Here is a 15,522-nt window from a genome sequence, read left to right as displayed (position 1 = left end):
ACATCTCTCCTTCTCCTGATCTCTGCTACAGGAGCAGTACAAAGGAAAAACCCCGAAGCAATCGGGGTTTCCGGTTTATCTTTTTCCTTTTATACTCAGCCTTTTACCAGAGCTTCTTTTCCGTAATATGAAGCCTTGAACAAATCCTTCATCTGCTCGAAGGATGTTTCCCTCGGATTGGTGCCGGTGCATGGATCGCTTAGTGCATTTTGAGCCATTGTATCCAGGTGCTCCTCGAAATCCTTTTCAGGGACACCGAATTCTTCAAGCGTAACAGCCAATCCTAAATCTTTATTGAGTTCAAAAATATACTCTATAAGCGAATCTGTCAATTCTTTATCTGTCTGTCCTTCCAGGTGCAGACGGCGTGCAATTTCTGCATAGCGGTCTTCTACCACTGCACGGTTGAACTCAATAACATACGGGAGATAAATCGCGTTGGCATAACCGTGCGGAATATCGAATGTAGGCCCGCTTTTATGAGCAAGGCTGTGCACATTGCCAAGCACCGCGTTCGCAAACGCCATCCCGGCCATCGCCTGGATGCTGTGCATCTGTTTTCCGGCTTCGTGGTCGCCATTATACGATGCTTTCAAATTATCTTTAATCACTTCAGCACCGCCGAGAGCAAGAATGTTAGTATATAAAGTCCGCGGCTTGGCTACGTAAGATTCGATCGTATGGGTAAAAGCATCCATTCCCGTGTAAGCGGCAATATGCTTCGGCAGATCTTCCACCATAACTGGATCAATAATAGCTATATCCGGCGTCAGACCAAAGTCTGCAAGTGGATACTTAACGTTTGTTTTTTCATCTGCCACTACTGAAAGATTGGAAACTTCAGAACCACTGCCGCTTGTCGTAGGAATACCGGCAAATTTCGCCTTTTGGCGGAGACGCGGCAATTCAAAAGGTTTTGTCGCATCTTCAAAGGAAAGCTCAGGGTGTTCATAAAACAGCCACATCGCTTTAGCAGCGTCCATCGCGGAACCGCCGCCGATGCCTATAATCCAGTCAGGTGCAAAGGAACGCATTTCTTCTGCTCCTTCTTTGACCATTTTTGCGGTTGGCTCCGTATTATATCCTTCAAGAACTTCAGTTTCAATATCTGCTGCAGCAAGGTGCTCCTGAATGCGGTCTAAATTGCCGTTTTTTTTCACAGAGCCGCCGCCAATAACGAGCGTAGCTTTTTTTCCTTCAAATGTGCGCAGTACTTCAAGCGCGTTATCTTCAAAATAGATGTCTCTTGGAATCGTAAATCTGCTCATTAGTGAAGCCTCCTTGGTATTTTAAGCTAAACGAAGATGTCTGGTAAGATTGATGAACATCTATTTTAACCACAGAATAGGCATTTCCTTTTAGTCCGGAAGATTAAACATGGCAGCCTTCTCTTCCATGTTTATAAGCATAAAAAAAGCCCGGAGACGGGCCTTTTTTATGCAGATTCATCTTTTGCGAGTGCACTGTTCAAGTCTTTTTTGACACTTTCCATGACCTCAGACTTAATTTCATTCAACAGGTCACTTTTTGAATCACCGATCAATTCATCATGCAGCTGCTGCACTAATTCCTGCTTTACATCTTCATATAAATCATCTTTTAATTCGTCAATCAGCGAATGCTTTACATCTTCGACAAGCTGGCTGGTTGCTTCTTCGGAAATGAACGACGAACCTTCTTCTGCGTTGTCTTCTTCGGCTGCCGGTTCTTCCTGTTCCACTTCACCGCTGTTTTCTTCTGCTTTTTCTTCGTTGTCTTCTGATGAATTCTCCTGCTCCTGCGAAGAGTCTGCTTCTTCGTTTTCTTCCGCATCGTCGTCTTCTGCAGCCGGCTCTTCCTGTTCTTCTTCACCTGACGCTTCTTCTTCACTGCTACCCGCTTCTGAAGAATCTTCATCCGCATCTTCCTCACTGTCCGCTGGTTCCTGCTCTTGTTCCCCAGAAGCCCCGTCTGTATTTTCTTCGGGCTGGTCCTCGCTTTCACCGCTGTTAACCTCGGCCATGATTTCATCAATCATTCCTTTTTTATCTGTAGAGGAGAGCTCCAAGCCGCTCTCTTCTGCAAGAGCCTGAATGTCTTCTATACTCTGCATATATAAATCAATTTCCTCATCTTCGCCATCTTCATTCGTAATAACGACGTTTGCCTGGTCCTGATCTTTTTCTTCAGATGAGGAATTCTCCTCCTCATTTTCGCTGCTCGGCTCTTCCTGTTCTTCTTCCTCAGGAAGCTCTTCGTCGCTTTCTTCTTCCTGGTACTGATTTTCTTCGTTTTCTTCGTCCTCCGACCCCTGGTCTTCTCCGCTGTCTCCACTTTCTACTTCTTCCATGATTTCGTTAATCATATCCTCTTTTTTGGTGGAAGATAATTCGAGGCCGCTTTCTTCAGCAAGAGCCTTGATATCTTTCACACTCATCATGTAAAGATCTACTTCTTCATCTTCACCATTTTCATTCGTAATAACAACATTTGCCTGTTCTTCTGATGATTGGTCGTTTTTAGCCAATGCAATCCCTCTTTTCATTTCTCTCATCCGAGAATATATTATTGGATTTTGTTCACACAAAATGGATGATAATCTGCCGGATTTCTTTTTGAAATTCTTCAGGAATGCGTTTTTCATATCTTGTCGAAATTACGCAGTGATCCTCCCGCTGAATTTCTGTAATCGGATATTGAAATATCAGTTGGTCATCTTCATCTTTTACATAGAAAATCATGCGTGCCCGTTTTTTTACGCCGTTAGCATACCGTCCTTTACCCTGCCATTGTGGAAATCGAAACCCAAAGGTGTATTTGCCGTCTTTCTTCTCCCCCGAAGCCTGTTTATCCAATGGAATGCGGATATTTACTATTCGCCCAGGAAGAACTAACACGAGTAACATCTCCTTATTGATGAGTGTTTTTCACCGTGACGGATTTTCCCTTTTAATTTTTGGCCTTATTAATATCATTACCTTTCCTGAAGGCTTTTAATCTTCTACTAAGGAACTAATTTTACGCTTCAGCCTGTCACAGGCACCCATCTGGTGCTGTTCACACAATAAAGCCCCCTGCAGGTGTCAGGAGGCTTCGGGCTGTCAGACAGTATATTTATTATCTTCGATCATCTTCTGAATTCTGCGGGCATACTGTCTTTCATTATAAGTGAACAGCACATAATTTTTTCCTGTCGTTTCAATAAAAAGCTGACGCATAGTACCTCCCGGGACACCAATTCTTACAGCATCAGCTTCTGTCCCACTGTACGTGTTGTCAAAATAAAGGTTTGTAATAGTATTTTTGGGTATTTTTATTTTAGAAAACATCCACTTGATTACAATATTTTCTTTATCTTCTTTAATTTTAATTCCCAACATTACATTGCCTCCTTTTACAAAACTTTATCATTAACAATATTAGAAATAAATGTATTTAATAATCGGACTCATTAATATAAACGCTCCGGTTTCTTTATTTCAAAGAAACCGGAGCGTTTATAAAAATTCCTGCCGTCTATTACTTCATTACTGCTTTATAAATTTCTTTTTAAAGCATCTACATACCCTCTCACGGCCCGCTGGCTGACTTCTGCCTGCGGCGCAATGCCTTCAAAGCCGTGAAAGCAACCTGGATACAGGTGAAATTCTGCCTGTACTCCGGACTGGCTTAACCGCGAGATATATTCTATCGTTTCATCCCGAAACGGGTCCGCACTTCCCACCATAGTATAGGTAGGTGGAAGGCCGGAAAAATCCTCTGCTTGGGCTGGAGAAGCATATGCAGGCACGTCCTCAGTAAGATCGCCGAGATAGGCTTGCCATGCCGCCTGGTTGGAATAATAATTCCATACCCTCGTATCCGTAATTTCCTGGCTGGAAACAGTAATATTTCTATAATCAAGCATCGGGCAAAGTGGCATCTGAAAAGCTACTTCCGGGCCGCCCCTGTCTCTTGCCATCAAGGATACAGCTGCTGTCAGTCCCCCGCCGGCACTGTGCCCTGCTACTCCAATGCGCTCTGCGTCTATCCCCAGCTCACCAGCGTGCTCTGCCACCCACTTAAGCCCTGTATAGCAGTCTTCCACTCCGGCGGGAAAAGGGTGCTCCGGGGCAAGCCGGTACGCGACAGAAATAACTACACATCCTGCTTCAAGCACAAACCTTTCGCACAACTCATCATTCATCTCCGGAGTGCCGCTCAAATACCCCCCTCCATGAATCCAGTATAAGCCTGGAGAAATTGTTTTAACCGGCATGACCGGCTCATATATGCGAACCCGTATATTCTGTCCTTCCTCATGGCCGGGGATATGTTTGTCTGTGACTCTTACTTTACTGCGGCTGATGGGAGCTTCCCCTTCAAAGGCTTGTTTTGTCAATACACGGCTGTTTCTGATTTCTTCACGCGTTGAAAACTTCATTTCCGGCAGCCCATCCAGTACTGTGTGCAATTCATTCTGAATTTTTTCTTTCATTCCGGCTCTCCTGCTTTCTGCTGATGGCATAAACTGTATTACAATGAACATTAATTGTATACGCTTTCAAAAATTGCCAGAGGTACTGGCTATGCTGATATTTTAATTATAATGGCTGCTGTATTCATCTACAATCAATAAATGAAAAACAGAAAAAATCTTTCAAAGCATAATTTCACTCAGGTCTTTGTTAATCAGAAGGCAGGTTCAGCTGCCAGGAGACATTAAATTTATCCTGGATCCAGGCGAAGCGTTTACTGAACCCGTAATCCTTTAAAGCCATCAGCTTTTTACCGCCCTCGGAAAGATGATTGTACAAGTACTCAATCTCCTGGTCGGATTCACAGTTAACAAAAAGCGAAAAGGAGGGTGTGAATGTAAAATCGTGCTTCACGTTACTGTCCATGCATATGAATTCCTGCCCCTGAAGAGAAAGTACGGCCTGCATAACATTTCCTTCTTCCCCGGATTCGTGCGGCCCATACCGGCTCAAGCTCACAATTTTTGCTTCATCAAGCAGGCTCGCATAATAATTAAGTGCTTCTTCTGCGTTCCCCTGAAACATAAGAAAAGGTTTTATTGCTGCCATCGGTACCCGCTCCTTTTATTTTAATTCTTTCTGTTTATGTTCCCTTGATGAGAATCTTTGAAGCAGGACTCCAGACTTAGTTTTTCTTTATTAACCAACAGGTATTGTTATCTTTGTAAAAAATTATATATATGGTCCTATCCTCCTTCAGTGCATGCTGCCTTACAATAAAAGAAAATTCAGTAGAATGGAGGGTGGCGGTGAATACGAAGATGACGATGCCATGGATCATAATGGCAGCAGCAGTGGAATTTCCAGTCCTTCTGCTGTCTGTCGGCTGCTTCTTTGCTCTTACGGGATTTCTGCATATCCCAGCCTACATCTCCCTGGTGAGTGTTTTTGTGATCCATTACTTTTACTATGAACAAATATTTCATAAAAAATGGCGGCAGGCCCTGTTCGTTGTCGTAAACACCTGCTGTATTACCGCTCTTCTCTTTTTTCTCGGATCGATTTAATAATAGTTTTTTCAAGCAGCGCTCGTCCCGCGCTGCTATTTTTTTGACATTAAATGCGCAAATAATATTCATGTTTTAGTTTATTCGGCTGTTTTTTGAGGAAGGAGAGGATTATTGATATTTTTCATATGGATATATTGTGATTTATTGCTTGTAGTTTCCTGCGTTTCTTAATTTTCACAGCCATCATGAAAAGACAAAATAAAAAGGGGGATATCAATGAGTGAACAGAAGGACAATCAGCAGTCAAAATTAAAGCTGATTGATTACAGTATTTTTGTACCGGCTCTTTTAATCATTATTGCCATCTGTATACCGCTTGCGTTATACGAAACACGCAGCATGGAAATTTTAAATGGAATTTTTGATTCCATTGTAGAAGTATTTACTTGGGGGTATCTCTGGTACGGTATAATTCTTCTTGCTGCCGGACTTTATTTTTCTTTTTCCAAATATGGAAAAGTCGTGCTTGGAGATCCATTATCAAAACCTCGTTTTTCTCTATTTGAGTACGCCTCGATTCTCATTGCTATGGGGCTCGGCTCCACTATTATGCGTACCGGAATGGTGCAGTGGACCTCCGTAGCAAGCGACCCGCCAAACGGCGTGGAAGTTGGTTCCACCGAGGCGCTCATGTGGGGGAACTCCTACAGCATGTTCCTTTGGAGCTTTCAGACATTTGCTATTTTCGTTATGGCGGCGCCGGCAATGGCGTACATTCTTCATGTGCGCAAACGTCCGTTGATGCGAATTTCCGAAGCGTGCCGCGTACTTTTTGGTGATCGATTCACCGACGGCATTGGCGGTAAATTTTTGGATGTAATTTTCCTGATCAGTATTCTGGCAGGTGCTGCAGTAACGCTTGGACTCGGGTCTCCGATCATTACCAACAACCTCGCAGAGCTGCTTGGAATCGAAATAAGCTTTGGCCTTACGCTGATTGTGACACTCGTTTGGGTGTTCATGTTTTCTGTAAGCGCCTATCTCGGCATTGAAAAGGGGATCAAACGCCTGAGTACGTTTAATATGTACTTAGCGGGGATATTCGCTCTGTTTATTATGATAGCCGGACCGGGAATATTTATCTTAAATTATTTCACAGGCAGCCTCGGCTTTCTTATGACTAACTACATTAACATTTCCTTTTATACTGAAGCCCTTTCTTCCGGTGAGGCCAGTTATATAAAGGGTAACACTGTATTCTGGTTCGCCTATAATGCTACATGGGCTATGCTGCACAGCGTATTTGCCGCGAAAATTTCCCAGGGCCGTACGGTCAAAGAAATGATTTTGACGTATCTGGCGGCTCCAACGATTATCTCCTGGGCAGCTACGGGAGTTCTCGGCGGACTTGGTGTAGACAGATTTTTAAATGGAAACCTCGACGTGCTGAGTATTGTGGAGAATCAGGGCAATATGGCAGCTATTCCGCAAATTTTGACTACACTTCCACTCGCTGGATTTGCATTGGTCATCTTTATGGTTGTCGCATTGATCTTCTTAACAACGACACTTGACTCTACCACTTATACTATCTCAGCGTATGCAAGCACCGAAGATATGAGTAAAAATGAGCCTTCTAAATTTCTTCGTATTTTGGTCGCTGTCATCATCACTACGCTGGCTTTAATCTTAATGAGAATTGGAGGCCTTCCTCCACTCGAAGTTCTTTCAGGCCTAATGGGACTGCCGATCATCGTCATACAGTTTTTGACGATTGCAGCAGCGAAGAAAATGATGGATCAGGACAAAGCATGGATTCACAACGTAAGAGAATAAGAAAGCTTTTGCCGGGCCTCCTTATGGAGCCCGGTTTTTTATTAAGAAGAAGACCGTCAGCTGGGCTAATCCCCTCTTCCGTGTTAAAGTTAGAATATTCTAACATAGGGAGTGAATAGATATGGAGGCAAAGCAAACCGTATATGTTAATACCTTTACAGATGGCATGCTGGACCCGGCTCTTGAGATGGAATATAAGGTTAAGGATGGTGGCCGGATTGTAGCCAATACCACCCCCGGATGCTGGGGGCCGATGATCACCCCTGCCCTGCGCGGCGGACATGAAGTAACAAAGCCGGTGTATGTCGAGGGCGCAGAAGTCGGCGACGCTGTTGCTATCCGGATCAAATCTATTGAAATCACCTCTCAGGCTACAGCCTCCGGCAATGACAAAGCGGTAGACGGCCGGTTTGTCGGTGATCCATTCGTTGCTGTGCAGTGCCCGGGCTGCGGGCAAATGCACCCAAAAACAGTGATTAAGGGCATTGGCCAGGAGGCGGTCCGGTGCGCCAACTGTAACCAGGATATCACTCCGTTTGTATTTACAAACGCCTATACTATGGCTTTCAACGATAATAAGTCGATTGGGCTCACCCTTTCACAGGAAGCGGCTGAAAAAATTGCCGTAGACGGAAAGAATTACATGAACACTCCCGAAAATTCGATTCAAAACCCAGTAGTAACCTTTGCGCCTCATGACATTATTGGTGCAGCAGCCAGAACCAGACCTTTTTTAGGCCAGCTCGGCACTACTCCATCACGAGCTCTGCCTGATTCCCATAATGCTGGGGACTTCGGACAGGCATTGATCGATGCTCCCCATGAGTACGCTATTACTAAAGAACAACTGGAAGAACGAACAGACGGGCACCTTGATATCAGCCGCGTCCGGGCCGGAGCTGTATTAATCTGCCCGGTTAAAGTCCCTGGAGGCGGCATCTATCTTGGTGACATGCATGCCATGCAGGGAGATGGGGAAATTGCCGGCCACACTACTGATGTTTCCGGCATTGTACATCTTCAGGCCGATGTTTTAAAAGAAGTAAAATTAGACGGCCCGGTACTGCTCCCCCTGATTGAAGATCTTCCCTATACGGCCAAGCCTTTTAGCGGGCAGGAAAAGAAAGAAGCCCTCGAGCTTGCCCAGCAATGGGGGGTTACTGAACTCGAAGAGGCTCACCCAATATCTTTTATTGGCAGCGGAGCGAGCCTGAACGAAGCGACGGAAAACGGAATGGCCCGGGCAGCCAAAGCGCTGGGTGTCACCGTGCCTGAAATTATGAATAGAGCAACCATTACAGGCTCTATCGAGATTGGAAGACATCCCGGTGTAGTTACTGTTACTTTTTTAGCGCCGGAACCACTTCTTGAAAAGGCCGGGCTTCTTCCTACGGTAAAACACACCTACGAGTAATGGCATACGTTTCTGCTTATTAGCAGCTTCCATTAAAAACCCCGGCTGGACGGCAGCCGGGCTTTCCTGTGTTATAAGCCAGCTTCACTGGCAAATTCAATTCGGGAAACATTTTAAATGTGTTCATTTCTGACAACGAGTACGTCGCACTCCGCTCTGCGGACAATGCTTTCCCCAACGCTTCCAAGCAGTAGACGCTCTGCACTGCTGACCCCGGAGGCGCCGGAGACGATTAAGTCTGCCTCGTATTTTTCTGCAGCATCCTTTGGAATCACCATTTTGGGTGAACCGTACTCCAAAGCAAATGAAACGTTGGGAACGTTGCTTTTTAACGCAAGCTCCCGGTATATCTCAAGCAGATTTCTGCCGTTTTTCTTAAATATTTCAATGACGTTGCTCCTGGACTGCTCTACTGACGATACGAGTGGTGTGTGAATAACGTGGGTAACCACAGCCTTTGCTTCTTCCTCCTCTGCCATCGCCAGACCGGCACGAAAGGCATTGGCTGACATTTCTGAGTCATCTACTGCGATCAGAATGCTATTATATTTTTCAATATCGCGTTTATTTCTAACTACCCAGGCGTCACATTCTGCATTCCGCACAATACCTGCGGAAACGCTTCCAACAATAAATCTTTCAAATGTTCCTATTCCTGAAGCCCCGCAGAGAATCAGATCCGCTTTAAATTTTTTCGCTATATCTTTTGGAATAGTAGTTTTAGGAGAGCCGTTTTCTAAAAATACGGTTATATCCGTCAGTCCTGCATTTTCGGCTTCCTCTCTGGAGGAAGCGATAATTTCTTCCCCTTTTTCCTTTGAGGCCTGTAATAAATCCGTAGTATGAAGCCGGGCCTGGCTGTAATGGTTATAGTCAATAATGTAGCAGATCCCCAACGAACAATCATAAGCTTTGGCGAGCGCAATACCTTTTTTTAATGCAAATTCAGCTTCCACGGAGCCATCTGTTGCCACTAAAATACGATTGTACCTTTTTTCCATTTTGCCTGCCCCCTATCCATCATCGTCAAAACCAGGTGCTTCCGGAAATAATTTTTGCTTCCGTAAGCCCACCTATCTTCGTTCTCTCTCCATTATAGCATTATCTTCAGTTTTTCTATTGTACTTTTTTTGCCAAATTATACAGTGGAGTTCTTCGCCTATATGTTTCATAATAGACATAGATAGAGAGATATTACGCTTTTGTTTTAGGTCATTTCGTGCTCGACAAATCTATTTCTGTAAAGAAAGCGGGGCGTTATCATGATCAAACATTACCAGAATATTCTCACAGCTGTAGACAGCTCGGATGAATCCATGCAGGCATTCCGCCGCAGTCTCTCACTCGCCAGGAAACATCAAAGCCGGCTGACGGTCGCCCATGTCGTGGAGTACAGAACCTTGAACCGCCTGATTCAATATATACCAACCATTATGGAAACTGCGGGAGAACAGGGAAAAGTACTTTTAGACTTGTACAAAGCAGAAGCTGAAGGGGCTGGCATTGATATTCAGACCATCATGGAGACCGGCGTACCAAAAACCATCATCACTAAAGATCTCGCCCCGGATTATGACACAGACTTGATCATTACCGGCGCCTCCGGGGCTGGAACAGTTGGACGATTCATTATGGGAAGTGTTTCTACAGGAATCGTGCGCAATGCTAAATGCGATGTGCTCGTCGTCCGGAAAAAGGATTCAGACAGTGACTACAAAAGGATTATCATTGCCATTGACGGCTCTAAAGAAGCAGAGCACGCCTTTAACAAAGGAATAGCCCTGGCAATTGAAGAAAATGCAGCCGTTCTGATCACACATGTAATTGATTCAGTTGTACTCACATCCATGGAGCAGCATGACACCGGGCTGTTTATCGAAATGGAAAGCTATTCGGAAAAAATGCTCGAAGAATACCGGGAAAAAGCGGTGAAGGCAGGGATCGAACATGTAGAAGCTGAGCTTCATCATGGCGCTCCCAAGGTCGTTATAGCGGAAGATTTGGCTAAAAAGTATAAAGCAGACCTTATCATCGTTGGCGCTTCCGGTTTAAATACTACAGAGCGATTTTTCCTTGGAAGCGTCTCGGAAGGAGTCGTGCACCGGGCCGATTGTGACGTTTTACTTGCCCGCCTCCCGGAAGAAGAACAATAAAATATAACCAGCAGGCCTTTCCCGGAAGAATCCCCGGAGAAGCGGCCTGCTGGTTATTTGTTCTTTATACTCTTCCCATGGGTACGCTGGCAGTTATGCCTGAGCCTGTTTGTTATTTTTCCGGATGAAAAACAACCTTTACATAATTTCCTTTTCCGTTGATTAAATCATCAAAGGTTCCCGGTCCATCCGACAGCCCTGGCGTATGTGAGATCATCGGCTTTACATTGATCTGGCCGGTATTCATATAATGAAGCGCGGAGGTCCATTCCTTTCCGGGAAACGGTGACGATATCGCGTTCCAGGAGCCGAGTATCCGCAATTCATTGCGCACAATACGCTCGAAATAAAAACGTTCAATCGTAATATCTGCGTACGGGATGCCCATAAATACGACCTCACCGCCCTTCTTTGGAAGAGCAAGCACCTGCGCAGACGTCGCAGGTGCTCCTGCAGATTCCACTGCAAGATCCACCCCGTATCCTCCTGTGTGCTCCTTCACCTGCTCATGAGCCGGGCGCTGACTCGAATTGATCAATACATCCGCGCCTACTTCCCCGGCAGTTTGCAGCTTTACGTCATCGATATCAATCGCATACACCTTTTTCGCCCCAAATATTTTCGCCCACTGAACTGCCAAAAGGCCAATGCTTCCGCATCCCATTACGGCTACTTCCGCTCCGGGCTGGATACTCGTACGGTAAAAGCCATGAGCCACTACAGCTGCCGGCTCCACGAGGGCAGCTGTATCATAATCCACCTGACTCGGCAGCGGCAGAACATTTTCGGCGGGAAGTTTGACGTATTCAGCATAGGAGCCCGGGTGACGAGCACCGATCACAGTCAGATTTTCACAGCGTGAAAGCTCTCCTTTCTGACAGCTCAGACACTTCCCGCACCGAAACGTTGGACATCCTGCCACGCGGTCCCCCTGCTGTATCCCTGATACACCGGGACCGGTCTCCACGACCTCTCCTGCGAACTCGTGGCCAAAGATCATTCCTTCTACGTAAGGGCCCAGCTTTTTGTAGCGGGAAATGTCGGAGCCGCAAAGACCTGCAGCTTTGACTTTAATAACAACGTCATCAGCGTTTTCAGCCGCCGGCTTTGACGCCTCTTCGAACCGAAGGTCCTGCTGCCCGTAAAGTTTTAGACTTTTCATGTTCTTCTCCCTTCGAAAGTAACGAGATTACGATTCTGAATTCGCTGGTTCATTTTTTGCTTTTTTCTTCCCAAACAGTATTTTAATTAGTGCCGCCCCGACAATAATGGGATTAAAAATCATTTGGTGATTAAAATAAAATTCACCGATCGCACGCATTGGTCCCAACATAAAATCAAGCATTAATTCTGTCATAGTTTTCCTCCCTGATGCTTTTTCGCTGAGTATATTTCGCCTTTGACGGCGGGCAGGGAGCTCTTCCTTTTCCAGGCTCCCTGCCTTTCCATACATTAGTACCTGCATATTCCCACCAGGTACTAATCCACAGGCGTAAGCAGTACTTTAATAGCTTCTCCGTCTTTAATTTTTTGGTAGGCCTGGTCCCATTGTGTGATGTCAAATTCATGAGTGACCATTGCCCGGGCATTCACAAGCCCACTGTTCATCAGTTCAAGGGAAGGCTCCCAGTCCGCGGGCTTCTGGCTTCGGCTGCCGACCACACGAATTTCCTTTTGAATTACTTTATCAAAATCAAATTGAATATCCGGTGTTGTGAAAATACCCACCTGAGCGTATTGACCTTTTTTCCGCAGCAGGCCAATCGCCTGCTTGGCCGCTGGAACAGCTCCTGAGCATTCGAAAACGATGTCTGCCCCGTAGCCATCAGTTACGCTGTTGACGAATTCATGAAGATCTTCTTCCTGCGAATTCACAACATAATCAATTCCAAGCTCTCTCGCTTTTTCCAGACGCACTTTATCATTGGTAAGCCCAGTAATAATAACTTTGGCTCCCCTGCTCTGCGCCACCTGGGCAGTAAACAGGCCAATCGGCCCCGGGCCGATAACGACCGCAATGTCTCCGTCCGAGATCTCTGTTTTAGCTACCGCATGGTGTGTGCAGGCTAGCGGTTCTGTCATCGACGCCGACTGATAATCGACGTTTTCAGGGAGGTGGTGGAGACTCGCTTTCCGGGCGATTAAATACTTGGCAAAGGCTCCGTCGTACTGATTGCCAAGCCCTTTGCGCCAGCTGCATAAGTTGTAGTCGCCAGCCCGGCAATACCGGCACTCGCCGCAGATATAAAATGTCGTTTCGGAGGTGACCCGGTCCCCGGGCTTAAAATCACTGACTCCTTCACCGACTTCTACGACTTCACCGGCAAATTCATGGCCAAGCGTGACCGGCGCATTAACTTTATAATGACCTTCATAGGCATGAATATCAGTGCCGCAGACCCCGGCATATTTTACTTCGATTTTCACCTGGTCCTTCCCAGGTGTCGGCTCCTGTTTATCCTGTACTTCGATACTTCCGTGCTCTAAATCGGTTTTCACCAATGCTTTCATATTCTTTGCCTCCCGATGTGTTAATTTTCATGCATGTTTTGCCTGAGAGGGGAATTAGTTAAACAGCTCGAAGAATCTCCAGATGAGCCAGTTGATCAGGTTTCCGCCCTGGTCAATACTTGAAATTCGTGCGGAATCCTCCGGCATGTCGAAATCAGCGTTTTGAGCCATTGTTGTAAATACGTTGGCGATATCTGTAGCCATGTATAGTGAAAGGGCGATCATCACGGTACCTACCAGCACAGAGTGTATAATGTTACCTCTCGCTGCTCCGACGATAAATGCAACAACAAATGGAATAGTTGCAAGGTCACCAAACGGAAGCAGAGCGTTGCCAGGCAGAAATACTGCTAGAACGACCGTAATCGGCACGAGAATCAATGCAGTAGCGATAACTGATGGATGTCCCAAAAGAACGGCCGCATCCAGACCGATGTAAATTTCTTTGTTGCTGAAGTGTTTGTTCAACCAGTTTCTGGCTGACTCTGATACAGGCATTAAGCCTTCCATCAAAATCTTAACCATCCGCGGCATCAGAACCATAACAGCGGCCATAGCCATACCGATTTCAATTACTTCGCCTACACTGTAGCCAGCCAGGGCCCCAATTGCAACACCGAGGAACAACCCGATAAAGATGGATTCACCGAACACACCGAATCTTCTCTGAATGCTGTCCGGGTCGGCGCTCAGCCGGTTGATGCCGGGGATCTTCTGCAGGCCTTTTACAAGAAAGATACCTGGTGCATATGAAACGGTACTTCCTGTAGCAATCGATACGCCGGGGAGTTCATAGAAATCACTCACCATTGGCGCAGTCCAGTCAGCAATTTTCAAGGTGACAATTTGAAAGATAACTGCAGCGATAAGTCCTTGAATGATACTGCCGGATACGGTGTATACTACAGCAGCCATAAATGTATAATGCCAAAAGTTCCAGATATCCACGTTCATTGTTTTCGTTGTCTTTGTCAGAAGCATAACAACGTTCACAAGCAAGCCTAACGGAATAATAAAGGCTGCTACTGCCGTAGAAGCCCAGGCAATAGATGATGTCGCCGGCCAGCCGACGTCAATTACGTCCAGGTTGACTCCTAATCGATCAACCATTCCCTGCGCTGCCGGGCCTAAGTTATTAACCAGCAGGTCAACTACAAGAAATATACCTACAAATGCTACCCCAATCGTTAAGCCGGACCGGAAGGCTTTTCCCGGCTTCTGCCCGAATAATAAACCGAGCAAAAAGATAACCACTGGTAAAATTACTGTTGCCCCGAGATCTAAAAATCCCTGCACAAGATCTACAAATCCTTGCATGCCACTTCCCCCTCATACCTGTAATAATGAGCCCGGCTTCCCTTTTAAAACAGGAAACCGGAGCACTGTTATTTTTTCAATTCATCCAGAATTTCCTGTTTCGTATCTTCCATACCGATACCTGTCAGGAAGGAACGTGCATTGATTACCGGAAACGGATATTCCTTTTTGATCGTAGCTGTCGTTACCAGTAAATCAGCAGTATCAACATAGCTTTCTACTTCAGCTATTTTAATTTGTTTAAGGTCCACGGATAGTTTGTGTTCTTTAGCCATATCTTCAATAGCGCCGTTAACAACTGTGGAAGTTGCCACGCCTGCTCCGCATGCTACTAGTACTTGTTTTTTTGCCATTATTTTTCACCTCCTTTAAGGGATAACGCATCCAATTTTTCTTCCATGATATGCTTGATCTGTTTTTCATCCGACGTGCTGACAAGCTCATTTAAAACACTCTGATCCTGGAATACCTGCATAAGCTGCTGCAGCAGCTTCAGCTGGGAATGAGCCTCATCCATGGCAAGCATAAATACAATCTTGACCGGAACCGTTTCCGTGTCGTCTCCCATGACGATAAAGTCCACAGGCTCCTTCAGTATTCCTACACTGATTGCTTTTTGCTGTACATGCTCTACATCTGTATGAGGAATGGCAACTGCAATGTCGCCTGTCGGCAGGCCGGTAGCATATTCATTCTCTCTCTGGATCACTGCTTCAACAAAGCTTTGTTTTACCAGTTTGTTGTTCACTAAATTTTGTGCCATTGTCCGCAATACTTCTTCTTTGGATCCCCCGTCCATATCTAAAAGAATCACAGGAGTATCAAAATACAAATCGCTCATCAGG

17 protein-coding genes are annotated in these 15,522 nt (G+C 45.6%); 4 read left to right on the top strand and 13 right to left on the bottom strand.

Annotated elements, in window-relative coordinates; genetic code table 11:
* Positions 1-95: 95 nt before the first annotated feature.
* From ACTRXI_RS12220 to ACTRXI_RS12195, 6 genes are all read right to left on the bottom strand, one after another.
* Complete coding sequence (locus ACTRXI_RS12220) at positions 96-1,268, bottom strand: iron-containing alcohol dehydrogenase (protein WP_474262907.1); 1,173 nt, start codon at positions 1,266-1,268, stop codon at positions 96-98.
* Positions 1,269-1,435: 167 nt separating this feature from the next.
* Entirely contained in the window at positions 1,436-2,506 is a 1,071-nt protein-coding gene (locus ACTRXI_RS12215; RefSeq protein ID WP_474262905.1) for a hypothetical protein, read from the bottom strand.
* A gap of 52 nt (positions 2,507-2,558) precedes the next feature.
* The gene (locus ACTRXI_RS12210) at positions 2,559-2,876 is read right to left on the bottom strand and encodes a hypothetical protein (RefSeq protein WP_474262903.1); all 318 of its coding nucleotides are present in this window, start codon (positions 2,874-2,876) and stop codon (positions 2,559-2,561) included.
* A 204-nt stretch (positions 2,877-3,080) separates the two neighbouring features.
* Positions 3,081-3,359, bottom strand: a complete 279-nt coding sequence (locus ACTRXI_RS12205; RefSeq protein WP_474262901.1) for a SunI/YnzG family protein — start codon at positions 3,357-3,359, stop codon at positions 3,081-3,083.
* 155 nt (positions 3,360-3,514) lie between these two features.
* The gene (locus tag ACTRXI_RS12200; protein ID WP_474262899.1) at positions 3,515-4,456 is read right to left on the bottom strand and encodes an alpha/beta hydrolase; all 942 of its coding nucleotides are present in this window, start codon (positions 4,454-4,456) and stop codon (positions 3,515-3,517) included.
* Between the two features lie 190 nt (positions 4,457-4,646).
* Positions 4,647-5,045 (bottom strand): VOC family protein, encoded by a 399-nt coding sequence (locus ACTRXI_RS12195; protein ID WP_474262897.1) that lies wholly within the window; start codon positions 5,043-5,045, stop codon positions 4,647-4,649.
* 200 nt (positions 5,046-5,245) lie between these two features.
* On the opposite strand from ACTRXI_RS12195, the gene ACTRXI_RS12190 reads away from it, so the two are divergent.
* The 3 genes from ACTRXI_RS12190 to ACTRXI_RS12180 all read left to right on the top strand — a co-directional run bounded on the left by ACTRXI_RS12190 (position 5,246) and on the right by ACTRXI_RS12180 (position 8,696).
* A complete protein-coding gene (locus ACTRXI_RS12190) occupies positions 5,246-5,503 on the top strand; it encodes a hypothetical protein (RefSeq protein WP_474262895.1) in 258 nt (85 codons plus the stop codon).
* Between the two features lie 219 nt (positions 5,504-5,722).
* The gene (locus ACTRXI_RS12185; protein WP_474262893.1) at positions 5,723-7,282 is read left to right on the top strand and encodes a BCCT family transporter; all 1,560 of its coding nucleotides are present in this window, start codon (positions 5,723-5,725) and stop codon (positions 7,280-7,282) included.
* A 121-nt stretch (positions 7,283-7,403) separates the two neighbouring features.
* Entirely contained in the window at positions 7,404-8,696 is a 1,293-nt protein-coding gene (locus tag ACTRXI_RS12180; protein WP_474262891.1) for an acetamidase/formamidase family protein, read from the top strand.
* A gap of 113 nt (positions 8,697-8,809) precedes the next feature.
* Here ACTRXI_RS12180 and ACTRXI_RS12175 read toward each other — a convergent pair whose 3' ends face one another.
* Positions 8,810-9,697, bottom strand: coding sequence for a universal stress protein (locus ACTRXI_RS12175; protein WP_474262889.1), 888 nt, complete (start codon positions 9,695-9,697; stop codon positions 8,810-8,812).
* A 261-nt stretch (positions 9,698-9,958) separates the two neighbouring features.
* Between ACTRXI_RS12175 and ACTRXI_RS12170 the strand changes: the two genes are divergently transcribed.
* Entirely contained in the window at positions 9,959-10,849 is an 891-nt protein-coding gene (locus tag ACTRXI_RS12170; RefSeq protein WP_474262887.1) for a universal stress protein, read from the top strand.
* Positions 10,850-10,961: 112 nt separating this feature from the next.
* Here ACTRXI_RS12170 and ACTRXI_RS12165 read toward each other — a convergent pair whose 3' ends face one another.
* The 6 genes from ACTRXI_RS12165 to ACTRXI_RS12140 form a co-directional block, all read right to left on the bottom strand.
* Positions 10,962-12,011, bottom strand: a complete 1,050-nt coding sequence (locus ACTRXI_RS12165) for a galactitol-1-phosphate 5-dehydrogenase (RefSeq protein WP_474262885.1) — start codon at positions 12,009-12,011, stop codon at positions 10,962-10,964.
* Between the two features lie 27 nt (positions 12,012-12,038).
* Complete coding sequence (locus ACTRXI_RS12160) at positions 12,039-12,206, bottom strand: hypothetical protein (RefSeq protein WP_474262883.1); 168 nt, start codon at positions 12,204-12,206, stop codon at positions 12,039-12,041.
* A gap of 122 nt (positions 12,207-12,328) precedes the next feature.
* A complete protein-coding gene (locus ACTRXI_RS12155) occupies positions 12,329-13,360 on the bottom strand; it encodes a zinc-binding dehydrogenase (RefSeq protein WP_474262881.1) in 1,032 nt (343 codons plus the stop codon).
* A 54-nt stretch (positions 13,361-13,414) separates the two neighbouring features.
* Positions 13,415-14,677 (bottom strand): galactitol-specific PTS transporter subunit IIC, encoded by a 1,263-nt coding sequence (locus ACTRXI_RS12150; protein ID WP_462869034.1) that lies wholly within the window; start codon positions 14,675-14,677, stop codon positions 13,415-13,417.
* Positions 14,678-14,745: 68 nt separating this feature from the next.
* Positions 14,746-15,030 carry a PTS sugar transporter subunit IIB gene (locus ACTRXI_RS12145; protein WP_022794068.1) on the bottom strand — a complete coding sequence of 95 codons (285 nt, stop codon included), beginning with the start codon at positions 15,028-15,030 and terminating at the stop codon, positions 14,746-14,748.
* Positions 15,030-15,518 (bottom strand): PTS sugar transporter subunit IIA, encoded by a 489-nt coding sequence (locus ACTRXI_RS12140; protein WP_474262879.1) that lies wholly within the window; start codon positions 15,516-15,518, stop codon positions 15,030-15,032. The genes ACTRXI_RS12145 and ACTRXI_RS12140 overlap by 1 nt, the downstream gene beginning before the upstream one ends.
* Positions 15,519-15,522 lie beyond the last annotated feature (4 nt).

Source organism: Marinococcus sp. LNHM4E3-1, assembly GCF_056034405.1.
The sequence above is the reverse complement of the archived record's forward strand: the minus strand, read 5'-3'. Positions and strand labels throughout refer to the sequence as shown.

Excerpts from the sequence above, each read along its gene's own strand:
- ACTRXI_RS12220 (WP_474262907.1), bottom strand. The coding sequence starts at position 1,268 with ATGAGCAGATTTACGATTCCAAGAGACATCTATTTTGAAGATAACGCG.
- ACTRXI_RS12205 (WP_474262901.1), bottom strand. The coding sequence starts at position 3,359 with ATGTTGGGAATTAAAATTAAAGAAGATAAAGAAAATATTGTAATCAAG.
- ACTRXI_RS12200 (WP_474262899.1), bottom strand. The coding sequence starts at position 4,456 with ATGAAAGAAAAAATTCAGAATGAATTGCACACAGTACTGGATGGGCTG.
- ACTRXI_RS12195 (WP_474262897.1), bottom strand. The coding sequence starts at position 5,045 with ATGGCAGCAATAAAACCTTTTCTTATGTTTCAGGGGAACGCAGAAGAA.
- ACTRXI_RS12185 (WP_474262893.1), top strand. The coding sequence starts at position 5,723 with ATGAGTGAACAGAAGGACAATCAGCAGTCAAAATTAAAGCTGATTGAT.
- ACTRXI_RS12180 (WP_474262891.1), top strand. The coding sequence starts at position 7,404 with ATGGAGGCAAAGCAAACCGTATATGTTAATACCTTTACAGATGGCATG.
- ACTRXI_RS12175 (WP_474262889.1), bottom strand. The coding sequence starts at position 9,697 with ATGGAAAAAAGGTACAATCGTATTTTAGTGGCAACAGATGGCTCCGTG.
- ACTRXI_RS12170 (WP_474262887.1), top strand. The coding sequence starts at position 9,959 with ATGATCAAACATTACCAGAATATTCTCACAGCTGTAGACAGCTCGGAT.
- ACTRXI_RS12165 (WP_474262885.1), bottom strand. The coding sequence starts at position 12,011 with ATGAAAAGTCTAAAACTTTACGGGCAGCAGGACCTTCGGTTCGAAGAG.
- ACTRXI_RS12160 (WP_474262883.1), bottom strand. The coding sequence starts at position 12,206 with ATGACAGAATTAATGCTTGATTTTATGTTGGGACCAATGCGTGCGATC.
- ACTRXI_RS12155 (WP_474262881.1), bottom strand. The coding sequence starts at position 13,360 with ATGAAAGCATTGGTGAAAACCGATTTAGAGCACGGAAGTATCGAAGTA.
- ACTRXI_RS12150 (WP_462869034.1), bottom strand. The coding sequence starts at position 14,677 with ATGCAAGGATTTGTAGATCTTGTGCAGGGATTTTTAGATCTCGGGGCA.
- ACTRXI_RS12145 (WP_022794068.1), bottom strand. The coding sequence starts at position 15,030 with ATGGCAAAAAAACAAGTACTAGTAGCATGCGGAGCAGGCGTGGCAACT.
- ACTRXI_RS12140 (WP_474262879.1), bottom strand. The coding sequence starts at position 15,518 with ATGAGCGATTTGTATTTTGATACTCCTGTGATTCTTTTAGATATGGAC.